Source organism: Ruegeria sp. AB5 (genome assembly GCF_056542645.1).
The window spans coordinates 112904-130306 of record NZ_JBQGAE010000011.1; the positions used below are offsets into that span (position 1 = coordinate 112904).

15 protein-coding genes are annotated in these 17403 nt (G+C 57.5%); 12 read left to right on the forward strand and 3 right to left on the reverse strand.

The genetic code is table 11. From position 1 onward, the window contains the following. Positions 1 to 3 precede the first annotated feature (3 nt). The 11 genes from ACR0L4_RS17355 to ACR0L4_RS17405 all read left to right on the forward strand — a co-directional run bounded on the left by ACR0L4_RS17355 (position 4) and on the right by ACR0L4_RS17405 (position 14645). Complete coding sequence (locus tag ACR0L4_RS17355) at positions 4 to 1767, forward strand: dynamin family protein (RefSeq protein WP_480514360.1); 1764 nt, start codon at positions 4 to 6, stop codon at positions 1765 to 1767. A 39-nt stretch (positions 1768 to 1806) separates the two neighbouring features. Beyond that, positions 1807 to 2208 (forward strand): hypothetical protein, encoded by a 402-nt coding sequence (locus ACR0L4_RS17360; RefSeq protein ID WP_480514361.1) that lies wholly within the window; start codon positions 1807 to 1809, stop codon positions 2206 to 2208. A gap of 23 nt (positions 2209 to 2231) precedes the next feature. Then, positions 2232 to 3071: a hypothetical protein gene (locus ACR0L4_RS17365; RefSeq protein WP_480514362.1), complete on the forward strand. Its 840-nt coding sequence runs from the start codon at positions 2232 to 2234 to the stop codon at positions 3069 to 3071. Positions 3072 to 3139: 68 nt separating this feature from the next. Then, positions 3140 to 5182, forward strand: a complete 2043-nt coding sequence (locus ACR0L4_RS17370; protein WP_170751561.1) for a dynamin family protein — start codon at positions 3140 to 3142, stop codon at positions 5180 to 5182. Further along, entirely contained in the window at positions 5179 to 6465 is a 1287-nt protein-coding gene (locus tag ACR0L4_RS17375; RefSeq protein ID WP_480514363.1) for a dynamin family protein, read from the forward strand. The genes ACR0L4_RS17370 and ACR0L4_RS17375 overlap by 4 nt, the downstream gene beginning before the upstream one ends. A gap of 340 nt (positions 6466 to 6805) precedes the next feature. Continuing rightward, positions 6806 to 8965 carry a serine/threonine-protein kinase gene (locus tag ACR0L4_RS17380; RefSeq protein ID WP_480514364.1) on the forward strand — a complete coding sequence of 720 codons (2160 nt, stop codon included), beginning with the start codon at positions 6806 to 6808 and terminating at the stop codon, positions 8963 to 8965. Between the two features lie 202 nt (positions 8966 to 9167). Further along, on the forward strand, positions 9168 to 10217 hold the full coding sequence (locus ACR0L4_RS17385) for an FHA domain-containing protein (protein WP_480514365.1): 1050 nt from the start codon (positions 9168 to 9170) through the stop codon (positions 10215 to 10217). 3 nt (positions 10218 to 10220) lie between these two features. After that, on the forward strand, positions 10221 to 11006 hold the full coding sequence (locus ACR0L4_RS17390; protein ID WP_480514366.1) for a PP2C family protein-serine/threonine phosphatase: 786 nt from the start codon (positions 10221 to 10223) through the stop codon (positions 11004 to 11006). A gap of 21 nt (positions 11007 to 11027) precedes the next feature. Continuing rightward, entirely contained in the window at positions 11028 to 12290 is a 1263-nt protein-coding gene (locus tag ACR0L4_RS17395; RefSeq protein ID WP_170751572.1) for a transporter substrate-binding domain-containing protein, read from the forward strand. Positions 12291 to 12333: 43 nt separating this feature from the next. Continuing rightward, on the forward strand, positions 12334 to 13440 hold the full coding sequence (locus tag ACR0L4_RS17400; RefSeq protein ID WP_170751574.1) for a LysM peptidoglycan-binding domain-containing protein: 1107 nt from the start codon (positions 12334 to 12336) through the stop codon (positions 13438 to 13440). A 206-nt stretch (positions 13441 to 13646) separates the two neighbouring features. Then, entirely contained in the window at positions 13647 to 14645 is a 999-nt protein-coding gene (locus ACR0L4_RS17405) for a glycosyltransferase family 2 protein (protein WP_480514367.1), read from the forward strand. 298 nt (positions 14646 to 14943) lie between these two features. Here the strand turns inward: ACR0L4_RS17405 and ACR0L4_RS17410 are convergent, their stop codons facing one another. Continuing rightward, positions 14944 to 15432 carry a hypothetical protein gene (locus tag ACR0L4_RS17410; RefSeq protein WP_480514368.1) on the reverse strand — a complete coding sequence of 163 codons (489 nt, stop codon included), beginning with the start codon at positions 15430 to 15432 and terminating at the stop codon, positions 14944 to 14946. Between the two features lie 202 nt (positions 15433 to 15634). Between ACR0L4_RS17410 and ACR0L4_RS17415 the strand changes: the two genes are divergently transcribed. Further along, positions 15635 to 16237 carry a hypothetical protein gene (locus ACR0L4_RS17415; protein WP_480514369.1) on the forward strand — a complete coding sequence of 201 codons (603 nt, stop codon included), beginning with the start codon at positions 15635 to 15637 and terminating at the stop codon, positions 16235 to 16237. A 16-nt stretch (positions 16238 to 16253) separates the two neighbouring features. Here the strand turns inward: ACR0L4_RS17415 and recR are convergent, their stop codons facing one another. Together recR and ACR0L4_RS17425 are read right to left on the reverse strand one after the other, a co-directional pair. Then, positions 16254 to 16847 (reverse strand): recombination mediator RecR, encoded by a 594-nt coding sequence (gene recR / locus ACR0L4_RS17420; protein ID WP_170751580.1) that lies wholly within the window; start codon positions 16845 to 16847, stop codon positions 16254 to 16256. 64 nt (positions 16848 to 16911) lie between these two features. After that, the gene (locus ACR0L4_RS17425) at positions 16912 to 17256 is read right to left on the reverse strand and encodes a YbaB/EbfC family nucleoid-associated protein (protein ID WP_170751581.1); all 345 of its coding nucleotides are present in this window, start codon (positions 17254 to 17256) and stop codon (positions 16912 to 16914) included. Positions 17257 to 17403 lie beyond the last annotated feature (147 nt).

Genomic DNA, 17403 nt, shown 5'->3' on the forward strand with positions numbered 1-17403 from the left:
AAAATGGCAAAAGACACACAAAACCGTTTCATCTCACCCAAGGCATGGGAGCGTGTCGAGCAGTGGTCGCGTCGCAAGCCGGTGTTTGCCCTGATGGGCGAGTTCAGCGCCGGAAAATCGACGTTGATGAACTTTCTGCTGCGCAAGCAGGCTCTGCCGACACAGGTGACCGCAACCCAGCTGCCACCGGTCTGGTTCAGCTGGGGCAATCGCTCGGCCTATATCAAGCGCCATGACGGCAGCACCGAGGATATCTCGCTGGATCAGCTTGAATCGGTTGGTGTCAATGATGCGCAGTTCATCCGGATTTTCCTTGAGGCGGACATTCTTGAGGCCGTTGATCTGATCGACACGCCGGGTATCTCGGACCCTAAGATTTCAACCGATGTGTGGCAGCGGGCCGTCGGACAGGCCAACGGCGTTTTGTGGTGTACGCATGCCACCCAGGCGTGGCGCGAAACCGAGCGGGCGACATGGGTTTCTCTGCCGGAACGTCTGCAACACAACTCGATCCTGTTGATCACACGCGCCGATGCGTTGGGGCAGAAAGACCGTCAAAAAGTTCTGCGGCGCGTCAACCGCGAAGCGGGCCATCTGTTCAACCGCTCGATCCTGTTTTCCGCGCGGGACGCAATCACGGCCCGCGACAAAACCGGCGATGCCGAGATGTGGTCGCGCAGTGGTGGCGGCAAGATGATCGACTGCTTCCTGGAAATCACCGAGCAGATCATGGACACCCGCGCCGATCAACTGGCGCGCTATCAGATCGACAAAGGACGGTCTGAAACTCCTGTTGTCCGTCCCACACGTCCCAAGCGAAACACCAGCGACGAGGATGCCCGCGAGGCAGCGCCCCTGAAACTGGTAGATCCTGTGGACGCGCCCGCAGACGAACATGTGGAAGGTTCGGTTGTCACCACCTTCCCCGTAAGACCCGCGCGCGTTGAACGCCGCTCTGATGATGTCGAGCGGGAACGGATCGACGCGGAAGAGGCCGAGCGTCTTCGCGCAGAAATGGTTCCTGCCGCTGACGTGCAGGCGACAGAAACGGAAGATGACGAGTTGCGCGCATACTTCCGGGACTCGTCCAAAGACCCGTTGGACATCTCCACATTTGGCGAGCCCACGGCTGAGTTGGACGTTTTTGAATTCTCTGACGCAGACGAGGATGAAGATGAGGACGAGCTGGCCGAAAGCGAAACATCGGAAGAGGATGCGCTGAAGGCAGAGCCGGACATGGACGTGACCGAAGACACACCCGCAGACGAGCCCGAAAGCGAGGATCTTCTGGTGTCTCTGAACAAGACCCTGTCGGACACCCCTCAGATCACCCCTGTCGAAGCTGCGGATTCGGATGAAGAGCCGGAGGCGCGCGGCATCGAGGTTTCAGTGTCTTCGATCACGGCTCTGATGGCCGAGCAATCTTCGGGTGATGGGGATGATTTCGAGCCAGAGCCTGAAACCAACGGTTTGGTTGAAGTGCGATTGATGCCCCAACCCGAGCGTGAACGACCAGAGGATGAGGCGGCTGACAGCATGGTGGATGTGGCGTCGGTCGCGCTTCCAAGCGCATCTGCGATGTGGCGTGAAGTTGCCGCAGGTGAGGATTTGCCGCAGGATGCCGAAAGTCTGAAACAAACCTTCATGGCGTTCCTGACCGAGTTCGATGAGCTTGCGGTCAAGCACAGCGAACGTCACACCAAAGAAACGCTCAGATCCATACCCAAAGCGGGTGAGCATAGCGGAGCGGAGTGGCATGTTCTATAGCCAGCACCGGCAAAAACCAAGATGAAGGTCAGAGTCTAGATGTCGATTCAAGCCGCATTGACCTCTGCGATGGAAACCATACCCGACTGCGTTGCAGCCGGGTATGTCGATATGGAAACGGGTATGTTGCTGGGCACCAGCGTCCGCGATCCAGACGCATCGCAATTGCTGGACACGTTGGCATTGGCGGTTGCGAACCTGTTTCAGGGGCGTGGCGTCGCCGCTTTCGAAGCTCTGCTGCGTGCGGCGGGTGGCGAAACGGCTGAAACACCGGGATTTGGGGAAATCGCGGTGTTTTCAGGAGACAGGTTGATAATTTTCCAGCGGACCCGGGACCATTCCGAGCATGTGGTCTGCTACATCTGCAGCAACAGCGCGAATGTTGGGTTGGCGTTGACAAAATCGCATCTCAGTCTGGAGCCGGTGGCGGCAGCAGTCTGATCGGGACCAGAGGGGGTCACGGTATGATGGATACTGATATACTCGACATGCTCGAAGACATCGGGCGCTCGTCGGTTGCCCGGTTGTCTCCGGCTGTTGTCGTTGCAGGCGACAGCTCACACGCGCGCCGTGCTGGGGTCCTGCGGTCTATTCGGGGCACCGTTCTGCCGCGTCGGCTGGAGTTTACGGCTGCCAACGGGGATTGTCTGGCAATTGAAGTCAGCAACGCACGCGTGACCGATGTCTTCCGTGTCCGCGCAGGATCTGTTCCGGATTTTGAAACCGAGCCGCGCGAGGTGCTGATCGGCAAGCTGGCCCAATTGGTGACGGATATTGCGGATGCACCTGCGCCGCTGGAATTTGTCTCCTTGAAACCCGACGCGGCGCTTGAAGCGGATGATGTAGGCGTCACGCTGGGCGAGATCGAAGCCGTTTGCGCGCAGATCGAATTGCCGTCCGAACCGATTGTTGCCGTTGTGCCAGAAACCGAAACGCCAGTCGCGCCACCGTCCGACGAACCCGAGGTCGAGACCTTGGCGTCTTCCTTCTTTGATCGCGCCAACCGCTTTGCGCAGGCACGCGGTTTGATCGGCGAAGCGGCCCCGCAGTTCGAAGGCAATTCTGCGCTACGCCCGGATACTGAGCTGCTGGCGCGGTTCACGGCAGATCTTGCAGGTTGGAACGATGACAGTTGCGTCGAACTGGAACAGCCGCAACTGATCGTGATGCGCCCATCGGGTGGCAAAGGTGCGGCCGTGGCCGTAGTGCAGGATCAAGGTCAAACAGCCATCGCGGTTCATGACGCGCGTAAGTTGGGCGCAGTTGTCGGTCTTTGGACCGCGCTTGTAGGGGGCGACGCATGATTGCCCCCCAAACATTCAAGTTTTCGACTAATTCAATCCGTTGTTACAAGTTATCAGGGTAAAAGGTTATGAGTGAAACCAGTCGCCGCGAGCTTATTCGCATTGCCGATGAGATGAACGAGACAAGCAATGACGAAACCCGTCAGTTTATCTCGCGTATTGTCGGTGATCTTTCGCAATTGAAGCCATCGATTGCCTTTGTCGGGCAGATCAAGGCCGGTAAATCCCGTTTGATCAACGGGTTCACTGGTCAGGCTGAATATCTTCCGTCGGATGTGAACCCGTGGACAACGGTCATCACCGATATGCATTTCGGCCATCCCTCGGGCCGCACCGAAGGGGCCGAGTTCCATTTCTTCGACAACCATCAGTGGCAGGCGCTGATCGCCGAAGGCGAAGAACTGCGCAACATGTTCCCGGATGAAGAGGACAGCTACAAACGCGAGATGATCGAAGAGCAGGTCGAGGCGATGAAAAATCGCGCCCGCCTGCGTCTGGGCGACAGCTATGAACAGCTGCTGGGTCAGCATCACGATCTGGACCAATTGAACTCGGACGATCTGGCGCGCTATGTGTGCGCCGGTGACGACCCCATGGATGCCGAGGGTCTTGACCCCGGTTCGGACCGGGGATTGTACAGCGATATCACCCGCAAGGCCGAGGTCTATTTCGACATCGGCCATTTCCCGTACCCGGTCACGGTAACTGACACCCCGGGCGTAAACGATCCGCTGTTGATCCGTGAAGAAATCTCGCGCCAGTACCTCAAGGAGTCTGATTTCTTTGTTGTGGTCCTGTCGGCACATCAGGCTCTGTCGCGGGCGGATCTGAAGCTGTTCCGTCTGATGCAGGCGTTGGAACTGGGGCAGATCGTTGTCTTTATCAACCGCGTGGACGAGTTGAGCGATGGCCCTGACGATGCAGAAAAAGTGCGCGCCGACGTGCTGGATGGTCTGGAAAAGGCGCTGGGCAACTCGGATATCGATGTGTTGATGGGCAGCGCCCAGTGGGCCCACTATGCGCTGACCGGCGACGAGACCGGTGTAAACCACGACCATGTTCTGGCGTGGTTGCGCGCTCATCCTGAACAGATGAAGCAATACCTGGATGGTGTGGAAGAGATCAAACAAGGCCCTGGTCCAATCAGCCGCGAGGCCATATTGCGGTTTGCTGCGATGATCGCCTCGGGCCTGCCGGATCTGAGACGACATGTGACGCAGGCGCTGACGGACGGTCCACGGGATGAACAGCTGCGAATGGCGTGGCAGCATCTCAACAGTTTTGCCCAAGGTGAGCTGGACCGCGCACAAGCCCAACTGCGTGCGCTTGAGGATGAGAGCAGCGAAACGTCAGTCGATCTGGACGACAACAACAAGACCCTCGGGGAACTTCGGTCTCTTGTCGCGGAAAAGACGGGCGTGATGACGCAGGACATGGATGACGTGTTGGCCAATCTGCGCGGTGTCATGGATGATACGGTGGCCGAGGCGGTCTCGGCAGTTGTGCGCGGCCCCAACGGCCAGTCGCCTTTGTTGGCCAAGGGTGGAGAGACCGAGTTGAACTTTACCCCTCTGCGTGACCGGATGCGCGAATTGATACAGGGCGCGACACAGGTGGTTCGCCAGCGTATGCTGAGCGAGCTTTACGCGATCGACATGCAGGCCAACGCGGCCTTGCGCGCCTTGCCCGGTTGGCAGGATCCGGTGGACAATCGCATGAACACCAGCGCGGTTCGCTGGTTCCGTCCTGACACGACGGCCCTGACCCGGGGGATCACGGTTGAACTGCGGGTCAACTGGCTGTCCCGTCTGATCTCGCGCAACAGCGTCGTTTCACGTGCGGAGCGGATGATCGTGCAGGAATTCGAGCTGATCGGTGATGATCTGATCGACACGGCGCGCGAAAATCTGCTGGAAAGGCTGACTACCGTTCTGGATCATTACGTCGCGCTTTTGGGCGGGTATCTTGAACACAGAACCGGAACAGGTGGAACAAACGCCCAGGCCGAAGCGCAGGATGCCTTTGATCGGGCGCGGCGTATATCGGATGAGTTGGAGACCGTGTTAGGCCCGGTGCGCACGGATGAACGACAAGCAAAGGCAGCGGAATGATCGAATTTCCCGGAACCGAACAGGAAGTCAGGCAGCTTGAACGTTTCCTGACCGCAACTGAATCCTTGCCGTCGAATGCGGCATTGGAGGATTTGCGCGCGCGGGCTCTGGCCCATGCCGAACGCCTGTCCAACGCGGTTAACATCGGTTTCGCCGGAGAGTTCGGTGCAGGAAAATCCAGCCTTGCCAATATGTTGGCCGGAGCAGATATCCTGCCTACCGGTCCGCAGCATCTGAAACTGCCACTGGTGATCGTCGCGTATGCCGATACACCGGAAACCACCGTGGGCTGGTGGGACAAAGAACCCAAAACCTATTCGGGCATCGTGCTGGAGAAGGCGGCAAAGGATAACCCTGACTTCATCTCGGTCGGGTTGAACACGCCCGCCCTGCGCGAGATCTCTCTGTTCGATCTTCCGGGCTCGGGTGCTTTGGATGAAACCTACAAGCCGACACTCGATCTGCTGAATTTCGTCGATTGTGCCATCTGGTGCACCAACGGAACCAATGCCTGGCGCGAGACTGAGCGTCATCTTTGGGCTCAGGTGCCGGAAGAATTGCGCGACAACAGTCTGTTGGCCGTCACCCATACCGATTTGCCACCGGTTCGCGATGCACTGGACCGTGTGCTGGCCCGGCTGAACAAGGAAAAGAACGGCCTGTTCCGCGCTGTCGTGCCCATTGGCACTCCGGTCGCCGTGCGCGCCATGGCGCAAGAGCCCGAGCCTGATTTTGCCCTGTGGGAAAATTGCGGCGGTCAGAATCTTGCGGAACAGGTGCTCGAAGCCGCCTCGAACCGGCGTCTGTATGATTTGAAAGTCGCGCGCAAAGATATCGACGCAGAGTTCCAGCCGTTTCTTGAGACCCTTGGAGGTCCAGAGCCTGAGCCTGCCGCGGATGAAGGCCCTTCGGTCCACGCGGCGCTTGGGTCGGCCTTGCCCCCATTGAATAACCCGATCCTAGAAGACTGGCTGGCCGCGATTGCCAGCATCTACGACGATCTGCGCGAGTCATCGGATATCGAACCGGTGGCTTTCCTGCAAAGCTGTCAGGAGATTGTCGAGGATTTTGCCGAACGGCTGGAGCAAGGGGGTGAGATCGACCCCGAGGCCGACTGGATTCCGGCTGAGTTCGAAAAGGCCACGGACCTGCTGTTGTTGCTTCAATTCGAAAGTGGCGATGCACCGTTGCGGGATGCCATCAGCATTCTGGCGCAACTGGGTGACAGCCTCGCCTGGGCCGGCAGTACGGTTGCAGCAGCACAATCAAAAACCGGAACCTGACGCGTTCTTCCTAAAATTGAGCCGCATTGCAGCGATTCGAGTGCGCGCGGAATCGATTCCTTATTGTTTCGATATCAGAGACCAACCCTGCCTATTGTAGGCATCAGTTTTCGAATCGGGCACCTCAAAAAACAATATATAGTGTAACTTATGCACTAAACTACCATATATGGAAAATGAGGAAAAACGATCCTTAGTGAAGCCATCAGGCGGCCCCAATAAAGTCAAATTTGAAACGTCTAACCGTTCTCAAGTGTCCTGCGGTTGTTTTTGGTTGTGAGTTCGTGGGCTGTTTGTCCGGTTACTTGTACCGCGATTTGAGAAATACGGGCGGAATGAAATGAGCCACAACCAGGCTGTCGGTGCATCGCACGACGAACCAAAAATCGAAGGTCTGCAACCCGGAGCCAAGCTCCTGCGGGGGCAGTACGAAATCCTCCGCTATCTCAGCAATGGTGGGTTCGGTATAACCTATCTGGCCCGCGACAGTCTTGATCGGGATGTGGTGATCAAGGAATGCTATCCCGGTGCTCTGTGTCGCCGTGATGGCGATCTGGTCGAAGCGGCCGATCCGGCCTATACCGACGATCTGCGCGCCATCATCGATCTGTTCATTCAGGAAGCGCGCAACCATGCGCGGCTGGTGCATCCGAATATCGTTGATGTGCACCAGGTGTTTGAAGACAATAACACCGCCTACATCGCGATGGATCTGATCCGAGGGTGTGACCTGCTGGACTATGTGGAAAACCCCGAGAATGACGGCGGCCCCGACTTTATCGTACAGGTCACCGAAAAGATGCTGTCGGCGGTGTCGTTTATCCATCAAAGCGGCATGCTGCATCGTGATATCTCGCCCGACAACATTCTTATTGACGAGAATGGTGATCCGGTTCTGATCGATTTCGGGGCTGCGCGCGAGCAGGCGGCGAACAAGTCGGCCGCACTGTTGACCTTGCGGGTGATCAAGGACGGCTATTCACCGCATGAATTCTACGTTCGCGGGGCGGACCAGGGCCCCAGCAGCGACCTCTATGTGTTGGCGGCGACGTTGTATCATGCCATCAGCGGAGAGCGCCCGATTGACGGCCAAAGCCGCCTGACCGCTTTCAACAACGGGCAGGACGATCCCTACACGCCGCTGGCCGGACGTTTCGAAGGATACCCCGAGGGCTTCCTTGAAGCGATCGACAAGGCGATGGAGGTTCACGCAACGGACAGGTTGCAAACGGCTCTGGACTGGCTGCGGATGTTCCGGGGCCCCGGCGTGATGTTCGATACCTTCGCCTATCGTCCGGTTTCGGTAATCGTTGGTATGGATCGCGAGGACAAAGAAGCCGAGAAAGCACGGATCAAAGCCGAAAGCGAAAACGCCGAAGCGGTGGTAACTGCGCTGCTGGCCGGGAATTCGGACATTGTTCTGGGCAATGAAGACAAGAAGGACGATGAACTGGCTCAGTTCTCGGTCAAGGAAGAAGCACCCGTCGCTGTAGACACAGTGGTCAAAAGCGGTTCGGGTGGCAGCGGCAAGATGCTGGCCGGGGTCGCAGTTGTGGCCATCGCGCTGGCGGCAGGTGGATATTTTGTGATGTCCGGGGGATCTGAGCAGACCGGGACGGAAGAAACCGCAACCACCGCCTCGGAACCCGCTGAGGACACAATTGCAACGGAGACAGCTGCAGTCGAGACATCTGCGTCTGCTGCAGCACTCACGTCACCACAAGAACCGGTACAGGACAGCGCAGCCGCGCAACCCGTCGAGCAGGAACCGGTCGCACCTGCGGAGTCAGCTGCCACAGAAGCAGCCCCCGCAGAGGCGGTGACAGGGGAACCGGCATCCGAGGTTGCTGCAACCGAACCAGAGGTTGTCAATTCTCCGTCCGCTCCGGTGGATATTGCCGAGTCTCAGGTTGCTTTCGCGCATTGGGATGTCGACGTTCCGTTTGACACAGCGCGGCGCCGGGCATCGACGGGCAACATGTTCTCGATCACCGACGTTGACGCAAATCAGGATATGTCGGTGGTGGGTGATTGGATCCAGCGCGGCGCGTCGATCTTTACCCTGAACGGCCAGCCGATCCGCTCGGATGCGACCTTTGCGGCGCAGGTTCTCGATGACCTCAATGTTGATCCCGATGGCTATATTCGTGTCGCCGCGCGCTATCGCGCGTTGGGTGAAACGCGGGCGCAGAATGGGCTTATGGCATTGCCGGCGATCCGCTCGGTCGGTCTGGAAAACGGCTATGCCTTCGGTATCCGGGGTGATGGCGCGGGCGGGTGGCAAACCGTTGTCACCGCAGTACCTGCCAGTGCCTCAGGTGCATTGCAAAAGGACGACCTGCTGGTGAGCGAAGCGCAAACAGGCATCGCCTTTGACGGGCCGGAGAGTCTGGATGCGGTGCTGTCTGATCTTGTGTCCGAAAACAAGCCGGAGGCGCGGTTCACAGTCTCGCGAAACGGGACCGAGGCCGCCGTGACCATGCAGCTATTGCAGGAGTGATCTGACCGGTTCGAGAATGATCTGCCAGCGTGTGTTTGCTGAGGGTGGCACCCGAGTTTCAGCCACCCTGACGGGAACCGGCCCGTCGCGGAAGGTAAGAGTTTTCCTTGTTCCTTAACTGAATAGCGCAGCGCGACCATGTGCGCTGCGGGTAGCGAAACGGCACAGATGTACGTGCCATCAAACCAAAGGTGTCGACACCATGTTCAAATACAAAAGCCCTCTCAGCCGGCTTCTCGAAGGTGCCGGCAAAGCCAAGGAAGACGAAACACCCGAGGCGGTAGCCTCGACTGAGGACAAGCCTGAACCGATCGCGGATTTCAACGCTCTGCGCGCGGCGCTGGGTGGCGGCAACCTGGCCTCTGACACCTATGAAGAGACCGATGAGCTGATCCCGGAAGAGAAGATGCCTGAGTTTTCCCAGGCCGAAGCCGAGGACAGCCCGGAAGATGGTGCCGAAGACGTGTCTTTGTTCATCGACGAAGTCGACGAGACCGACGCGACCGAAGACAGCGCCGAGCCTGTTGCCGTAGAGCCCGAGAAGGATGCACCCGAGCAGATTGTCACGTTGCACCTGTCCAACGAAGTGCGGGTCGAAGACCCCTCGAAGCAGCAGAACGTCATTGCGGAAACTGTAGAGCCTGAGATTCCTGCCGAGCCGACGCCGGAGCCTATGGTCGAGATTGTAGAGCCCGAAGCAGACGTGGTTGAACCCGTTGCAGAGGCCCCGGAACCGCAGCCTGAGCCCGAGATTCAGGCAGAGCCCGTTGCGCCAAGCCCGGCCCCGGCTGAAGACCGCCGCTCGCGTGTGAAAACGACATTCCTGGGTTTCGAACGGGCGGACACCCATGTTCAGGACCTGATCGAAACGGCAGAGCCGGTTGCAAAGACCGAATCGGTGCAGGAAACCTTTCCTGTCGGTTGGCTGGTCGTGACCCAAGGCCCCGGTCGCGGCGCCAGCGTCACGCTGACCGAAGGGTTGATGCAGATTGGTCGCAACGATGATCAGGCGATTCAGCTGGACTTTGGCGATACGGGCATTTCGCGCAGCAACCATGCTGTGATTGCCTATGATCCCGAAGACCGGAAGTGCTATCTGGGACATGGCGGCAAGGCCAACCTGGTGCGCCTGAACGGCAAACCGGTGCTGAGCACTGTGGCCCTGTCCAACGGAGATCTGATCCGTATCAGCGAAACCTCGATCCGTTTCATGGCCTTCTGCGACGACGGTTTTGATTGGCGGGATTCCTGATAGATGCTCGCCACTCTGGCATATGACGTTGCGCTGGTTCTGAACCAGGGTCAGCGCGACACGCAGGAGGATGCAGTCGCCGCACGTATGTTTGATGCGGTGGATGCAGGCTATGTGGTGATTGCGGACGGAATGGGCGGCCATGAGGCTGGCGAGGTTGCCTCGGACCTTGTCGTCTCAGCCTGGCGCGATGCGCTGGACGCCGAACTGGACGGTGACCACCTGTCAGAGCAGGCGGTGCTGGATGCTCTGCCCTTGGCGGCCATGCAGGCCAACGCCTTGATCGCAAACCACAATGACGAAGCCGGAGCAGGTTTCAACATGGGCTCGACCCTGTTGGGCACTTTGTTGCTTGGGCCGCGCCTGTTCTGGATTTCAATCGGAGACAGCCCGCTCTACCTGCTTCGGAACGGGTCGCTGACACAGATCAACGAAGACCACTCGATGGCCCCCATGATCGATGCGCAGGTTGCCGAGGGCAAGTTGTCTGCGGATCAGGCAAAGACACATCCGGACCGAAATCAACTGACGTCGGTCGTGATGGGCGCTGCGATCCCCAAGGTGGATTGCCCGGAGGCCCCGCTGACACTGACCGCGGAGGATATTCTGGTCCTTGGAAGTGACGGGCTGCAGACCCTGAGCGATGCAGAAATCCAGACGATTGTGAACACCCATGCACAGGCCTTGGCACAAGACATCGCTGACGCCTTGCATCGGGCGGTGCAGGCAAAGAATGACCCGGATCAGGACAATCTTTCCATCGCTGTCGTGAAACGAACGAGATCATAAGAAGGCAAAGCAACAGGACCCATGAGACACCAACTGATCATATCGAGCTTGGCACTGGCTGCGGCAACAGGCGCGGCTTCGGCCCAAGAAGCGTGTTCGCTCTACGAAATTCAGCGCGGCGACAGTCTGCGAGAGCTCACGATCCAAGTTTATGCGACCGAAGATTTCCGCATAATCTTCGACGCCAACCGCGATATCATTGGATCCAATCCAAACATTATCCGCGTTGGTGACGTGTTGACGCTGCCCTGTTTGGATGAAGTTGGGCGCGCCCCGACCCCTGCAGATACCGAGGCCGAGCGTCTGGCCGCCGCAATGGCATCCGAGCTTGTAAAAGCAGCCGAGGAGCGTGCGGAAAAAGCCATCGCCGAGGCGGAAGCCCGCGTTGCCGCCGCCGAAGCCGAAGCCAAACAGGCCAGCGAGCAGGCCGTGGTTGAGGCCAAAGCAGCGGCAAAAGAGGAAATCGAGGCCGCCCGTGCAGAAGGCGCCGCCCTGATCCGCGATGCAGGTACAGGCGAACGTCCGGAAATTCGTGATCGTCAGGTGTTGCTGATTACCGGTGGAAACTATCCACCGTTCACCGACGAAGCCCTGCCAAACCGGGGTCTTTACACGAGTCTGGTCGAAACAGCCATGCTGCGCGCAGCACCCGAGCAGGCCTACAAGATTCAGTTTGTAAACGACTGGTCATCGCATCTGGATCTGTTGATGCCGACGCTGGCTTTCGACGGAACCTTCCCCTGGTCGCGTCCAAACTGTGAAGATGCTGCCGCATTGTCCGAAAGCGACCGCAATCGCTGTGAGACCTACAACTTCTCGAACCCGTTCTATGAAGTGGTTGACTCGTTCTTCGCCCGTGAAGGCACAAGCTATGTAGAAGCGCTCAGCTATGCCGACTTTGTGGGAACCACCATCTGCCGCCCCGAAGGTTGGTCGCTGTCGCATATGGATGCTGTCAGCCTCTACGAGCCGACCATCTCGCTACTTCGGCCTGAATCGCCGGATGAGTGCTTTGAGGCGGTGATGACAGGCGAAGCCGACATTGTCGCGATCGAAGCGCATCTGGCCGTCGAGGTGATCGGCCGTCTGGGGTACGAGCACCGCATTGTCGAAAACCCCAACCTAGCGGCGATCAAGTCGCTAAACGTCATGACCCACAAAGACAATCCTGATGGGGAAGCGATCCTTGAGACGCTGAATCAGGGTCTGGCAATTATGCAGCAATCCGGAGAATGGCGCGACATCGTGTCGACCGCTCTGCGATATCAAATGGAAAACGGATAAGGCCCCATCTGGCCTAGCAAAACTAAGTCTGGAGGAAGTGGACATGTTTGAATTCAATCTGAAGAAAGTGGCGATGTCGGCGACGGCTGTCACAGCTCTGAGTGCGGGAGCAGCCGCAGCGCAAGAAGCCTGTACAAACTACACCGTGCAGGACGGCGACACGATGGCCACCATCGCGATCGCGGCCTATGGCACATCGAACTATCAGCCGATCTTCAACGCCAACCGGAACGAGATCACCAACCCGAACTCGCTTGAGCCGGGCCTGGTTCTGGCATTGCCATGTGAAGACGGTAGCCTGCCGAACGGTCAGTCCGCACAAGAAATCATCGCCGCAGAAGAACAACGCGCGGCAAGCGTAAAGCGCACCAACGTTTACGCCCCGCCGATCAAAATGGTCGCGGGCAACGGATGGGAACCGTTCACAACCGAAGGGCTGAGCGGTGGCGGCATCATGACCCGTCTGGCAACCACAAGTTTGCAGCGTGCAGGCAACAGCCGCGACTACTCGGTCAGCTTCGTGGATGACTGGTCATCCCACCTGGACACCCTGTTGCCACTGGGTGCATTCGATATCTCGATCGCCTGGACACTGCCAGACTGTACAAACCGTTCCTACGAATGGTCCGAGGCAACCGAAGTACGCTGCACCCAGTTTGTTGGGACGGTTCCGGTCTATGACGTTGTAGGCGGTTTCTTCACATTGCCGGAAAACCAGTACACCAGCGCAACGACCTTTGCAGATCTGGAAGGCGCAACTCTCTGCCGTATGTCCGGTTGGAGCATGGTTGTTCTGGAAGAAGTCGGCCTGAACAGCAAAAACCTGAACCTGATCCACCCCAATACGGCCCGCGAGTGTCTGGATGCCGTTCTGACAGGCACAGCCGACGTTGCCGCGTTTGAGGTGGAACTGTTCGCGGCCACCATGAAAGACATGGGTTTGACGTCAGAGGACATTGTTGAAAACCCATACGTGTCCACATTGTCGTCGATGAGCTTCCTGGCCCACCGCTCGAACCCGTTCGCACGCGAGTATATTGCAATGATGAACAAGGGTTTGAACGAAATGCGTCAGTCCGGCGAGTGGTACGCCATTATCTCGGACACACTGCGTGAGCAGAACGAAAAGCTGAATGCGGCTTCGAACTGATCCCTCGGTTCAGCTGGAAAACTGGGCCGGTTTTTTCAACCGGCCCTTTTTTGAATTTCGTCCGACAGGTGTCAGGCACAACACGGGGTGGTTCGCGCGCAACTGTGCCACCAATTCTTGACAGTCTCGGCATTCGCCGCTGCATTTGAAGTACTGGGTGCGATACTCTTTCTTCCAGCCGTTATCACAAAGGGTACGACATGCTGATGCAGCAACGCACACAAGACTTTGAGGGCGACGCCAACATATCCTCCGTGGTGGCCCGGGCGCCGGAAATCGCTGTGATCCTGCCCTGCTACAACGAAGCGGTCGCCATTGGCGAAACGGTTGCGCAGTTCCGCAAGGCGTTGCCGACCGCAACGGTCTACGTGTTTGACAACAACTCGACAGACGACTCGATCCGCGTCGCGCAAGAGGCCGGTGCCATCGTCCGCAGCGAATCTTTGCAGGGCAAAGGCAATGTGGTGCGCCGCATGTTCGCTGATATCGATGCCGACGTCTATGTCATGTCCGATGGCGATGCGACCTATGACAGCGAGGCCGCCCCGGCCATGGTCGATCTATTGATTTCGCGGAATCTGGATATGGTCAACGGTGCGCGTGTCAACACAGAATCCGAGGCTTATCGCCCCGGGCACAAGTTTGGGAATGCCTTGTTCACCGGGCTGGTTAAATTCATTTTCAAAAGCAATATCAACGATATGCTTTCCGGGTACCGTATATTCAGCCGTCGGTTCGTAAAAAGCTTTCCGGCCGTTTCTCATGGCTTCGAAATTGAAACTGAGTTGACCGTCCATGCGATGCAGATGCGTATGCCCGTCGGAGAGGTCGAGACCCGCTATTTCTCGCGCCTGCCGGAATCCAATTCGAAACTGTCTACGTTCAAGGATGGGTGGCGCATTCTCAAGATGATCAGCCTGTTGATCAAGGAAGAGAAGCCAATGGCTTTCTTCCTGTCTTTGGCCTTTATCGCGTTCGTACCATCTCTGGCGGTCTTCGTGTCCGTTCTGGGAGAGTTTTTGGATACCGGTCTGGTGGATCGTATACCCTCGCTCGTTGTAGCCGTTTCGGGGTTTGTCGCCAGCATGTTGTCGGTTGTGTGCGCCTTGATCCTTGACTCTCTGGCGCGCGGGCGGAGTGAAATTCGCCGTCTGTCGTATTTGTCTACCCCTGCAGTTGCAGAGCGCGGTCACCTTAGCTCCTGAACCGGTAGATCGCGCCTACGGCCTAGGTTGCGAGGTCCAATCTAAAAACCGGTCTGGGTATCGCCCGAGCGAATGCGCAAATTCTTGGCGCCGACTCTATTGTTAGCGTGTAGAATTTCACTCCAAATCCAAAACCCTTCTTGGAAAATGAGTGGCGCAACTCGGACAATCTCCATCCCCAGCCAATCTATGGACGTGTCGAGCTCCCCCACGTGTCCCGAAAACTGAACCCTTTGACCTAAGGTTGGGATGTGATCCGCGTCTGCACGGTCAAGGGCGCTTTGTTCGACCCTATCCGCTAGAGGTCGCCGCTTTGGCATTCGCGGGCATATTCCAGAGCTTTTGCCGTTCCGTTCAGATCAATCGCCATGACGACCTCGCCGGAGGGGTTGTAAACGGTCATGGTTTTGTTCTGCGCAATTGCTGCGACAAAGTTGCGGTCGGTGAAAAAAACGGTCGCGCCCGGCACGTTGCGTTCGTTGAACCCAATAGCGGTGGCGTCGTAGCTTTTGCCGTCAAGATCAAACCGGATCGGATAGCTCTCGCCTTGTTTGATATCGCCCCAGGCCTTGTTGTAGACAGCGAAATACCCGCGATTGCCTAGCGCATCATAGCCGATGCGCACCACCGAAAGGTCCTGATACACGGTCTGGATCAGGCACCCATTGCCTAAGCTGGGGTCCATCATGATGTTCCAGCCGTCGACAAAGCCCTTGTCGATCAGGTCTTGGGCGAGGGGGGCGGTAGCAGTGAAGGCGGCGAAGGTGAGGGTGAAAAGGCGGATCATCAGGTTTCCAAACACATTGGTCATCAAGTCTTTGAGAAGACTTAACTGTTTTTCGTGCCAAAGTCAGCGCCCGCGTTGTTGTTGATTTTACAACAGCGACGGCATGAAACCGGGTTCGGGTATATCGGGTGTTTTCGTTCCATCGGACCCTTGCAAAACTGGAAGACGATGTTTTTCAGAAGCGCGTCCGAGGTTGGAAAAAATGTTTAAGTTTGGACTTTTTGGCAAAAAAACGGTTGAAGCGAAAGATCAGCAGTTTGTTATTGCTCAGTTGAATGCACGCGTTCAGCCCATGGATCGCGGGGATTACTTTGAGGACCCACTGGACAACGTGCTTCGAAGTGCCGGTATGGGTGAAGTCACTGGTGGCGGCACTCAGTTAGCCGGAGATCCAGACGGAATCGCGTATTGCGATGTCGAAATCGCCTTAAACGATGAAACAGACGCAACTATTCTGGAAGTCACGCGAACCCTCGAGGACCTGGGAGCACCCAAAGGATCTTTTTTGAAGTTTTCCTCTGACAGAGCCGACATTCCCTTTGGAATGGCTGAAGGAATGGGTATTTTTCTTAACGGAACCGATTTGCCGGATGACGTTTACGCAAATTCCGACGTAAATGAAACAATTGGGCACCTTGAAAAGTTGTTGGAGGGTATTGGCAGTTTTCGGGGGTATTGGGAAGGAAGCAGCGAAACGGCTCTGTATTTCTATGGAACTGACTTCGGGTTGATGGAGAAGTCGGTCGCCCAATTTCTCCAAGAAGATCCCTTATGTGCAAAATCGCGTGTGACGCAAATCGCGTAGAGCGCGAGCGAAAGTACTACAGTTCCTTCCGCGCCCTGAGCGCTGCCGTAATTGTCCCGTCATCCAGATAATCCAACTCGCCGCCGATCGGCACGCCCTGCGCAAGTGAGGTCAGGCGAACCTGCCCCTCCAACTGGTCGGCGATGTAGTGCGCTGTGGTTTGTCCGTCTACGGTGGCATTCAAGGCCAGAATGATCTCGGTGATGCCTTCAGCCACCACCCGATCCTTGAGGCGCGGAATGCGAAGCTCGTCCGGACCAACCCCATCCAATGCCGACAAAGTGCCACCTAGAACGTGATAGCGACCTTTGAAGACCCCGGCACGTTCCATTGCCCAGAGGTCGGCGACGTCCTCGACGACGCACAGCTCACCGGTCGCGCGGTCCTCGTTGTTGCAGATGTCGCAGATATCTGTGGTGCCCACGTTGCCGCAATTCAGGCACTCGCGGGCGGTCACTGCGACCTGTTGCATGGCGTCCGACAAAGGCGTCAGCAGCAGGGCACGTTTGCGGATCAGATGCAGCACGGCACGGCGGGCCGAGCGGGGGCCAAGGCCCGGCAGCTTGGCCATCAGGTCGATCAGATTGTCGATGTCACTGTTCGAACTCACGGCGTGTGCTCCTGCAAATGGGCCGGGCTATTGTGCCCGGTCCCTGTGTCATCAGGAGGGTCTATCAGAACGGTAGCTTGATGTCTTTCGGCAAGCCCATGCTTTCGGTCAGCTTGCCCATTTCTTCCTGTGAACGCTCGGACGCCTTGGTTTGCGCGTCTTTGATGGCGGCCAGAATCAAATCTTCGACCACTTCCTTGTCGTCGCCGTTGAAGATCGACGGATCGATGTCCAGACCCTTGAGCTCACCCTTTGCAGTGGCCGTCGCCTTGACCAAACCAGCGCCGGATTCACCCACAACCATGATGGTGTTCAGTTCTTCCTGCATGTCGGTCATTTTAGTTTGAAGATCCTGTGCGGATTTCATCATCTTGGCCATGTCGCCCAGGCCGCCGAGTCCTTTGAGCATCCGAATTCTCCTGTGTTCCTGTTTGATGCCTAAATACGGGGGGCGGTCTTCTGGTACAAGGGGGCAGTAGTGCTCCCGCCCGTCGTCAAGGTCTTTGGCAAGACCTTTCCTCCCGTTGGGCCCGGCAGCGCGCGGGCTAAGCCCGCG

Excerpts from the sequence above, each read along its gene's own strand:
- ACR0L4_RS17390 (WP_480514366.1), top strand. The coding sequence starts at position 10,221 with ATGCTCGCCACTCTGGCATATGACGTTGCGCTGGTTCTGAACCAGGGT.
- ACR0L4_RS17380 (WP_480514364.1), top strand. The coding sequence starts at position 6,806 with ATGAGCCACAACCAGGCTGTCGGTGCATCGCACGACGAACCAAAAATC.
- ACR0L4_RS17365 (WP_480514362.1), top strand. The coding sequence starts at position 2,232 with ATGATGGATACTGATATACTCGACATGCTCGAAGACATCGGGCGCTCG.
- ACR0L4_RS17395 (WP_170751572.1), top strand. The coding sequence starts at position 11,028 with ATGAGACACCAACTGATCATATCGAGCTTGGCACTGGCTGCGGCAACA.
- ACR0L4_RS17355 (WP_480514360.1), top strand. The coding sequence starts at position 4 with ATGGCAAAAGACACACAAAACCGTTTCATCTCACCCAAGGCATGGGAG.
- ACR0L4_RS17360 (WP_480514361.1), top strand. The coding sequence starts at position 1,807 with ATGTCGATTCAAGCCGCATTGACCTCTGCGATGGAAACCATACCCGAC.
- ACR0L4_RS17385 (WP_480514365.1), top strand. The coding sequence starts at position 9,168 with ATGTTCAAATACAAAAGCCCTCTCAGCCGGCTTCTCGAAGGTGCCGGC.
- ACR0L4_RS17405 (WP_480514367.1), top strand. The coding sequence starts at position 13,647 with ATGCAGCAACGCACACAAGACTTTGAGGGCGACGCCAACATATCCTCC.
- ACR0L4_RS17425 (WP_170751581.1), bottom strand. The coding sequence starts at position 17,256 with ATGCTCAAAGGACTCGGCGGCCTGGGCGACATGGCCAAGATGATGAAA.
- ACR0L4_RS17415 (WP_480514369.1), top strand. The coding sequence starts at position 15,635 with ATGTTTAAGTTTGGACTTTTTGGCAAAAAAACGGTTGAAGCGAAAGAT.
- ACR0L4_RS17410 (WP_480514368.1), bottom strand. The coding sequence starts at position 15,432 with ATGATCCGCCTTTTCACCCTCACCTTCGCCGCCTTCACTGCTACCGCC.
- ACR0L4_RS17370 (WP_170751561.1), top strand. The coding sequence starts at position 3,140 with ATGAGTGAAACCAGTCGCCGCGAGCTTATTCGCATTGCCGATGAGATG.
- ACR0L4_RS17400 (WP_170751574.1), top strand. The coding sequence starts at position 12,334 with ATGTTTGAATTCAATCTGAAGAAAGTGGCGATGTCGGCGACGGCTGTC.
- ACR0L4_RS17375 (WP_480514363.1), top strand. The coding sequence starts at position 5,179 with ATGATCGAATTTCCCGGAACCGAACAGGAAGTCAGGCAGCTTGAACGT.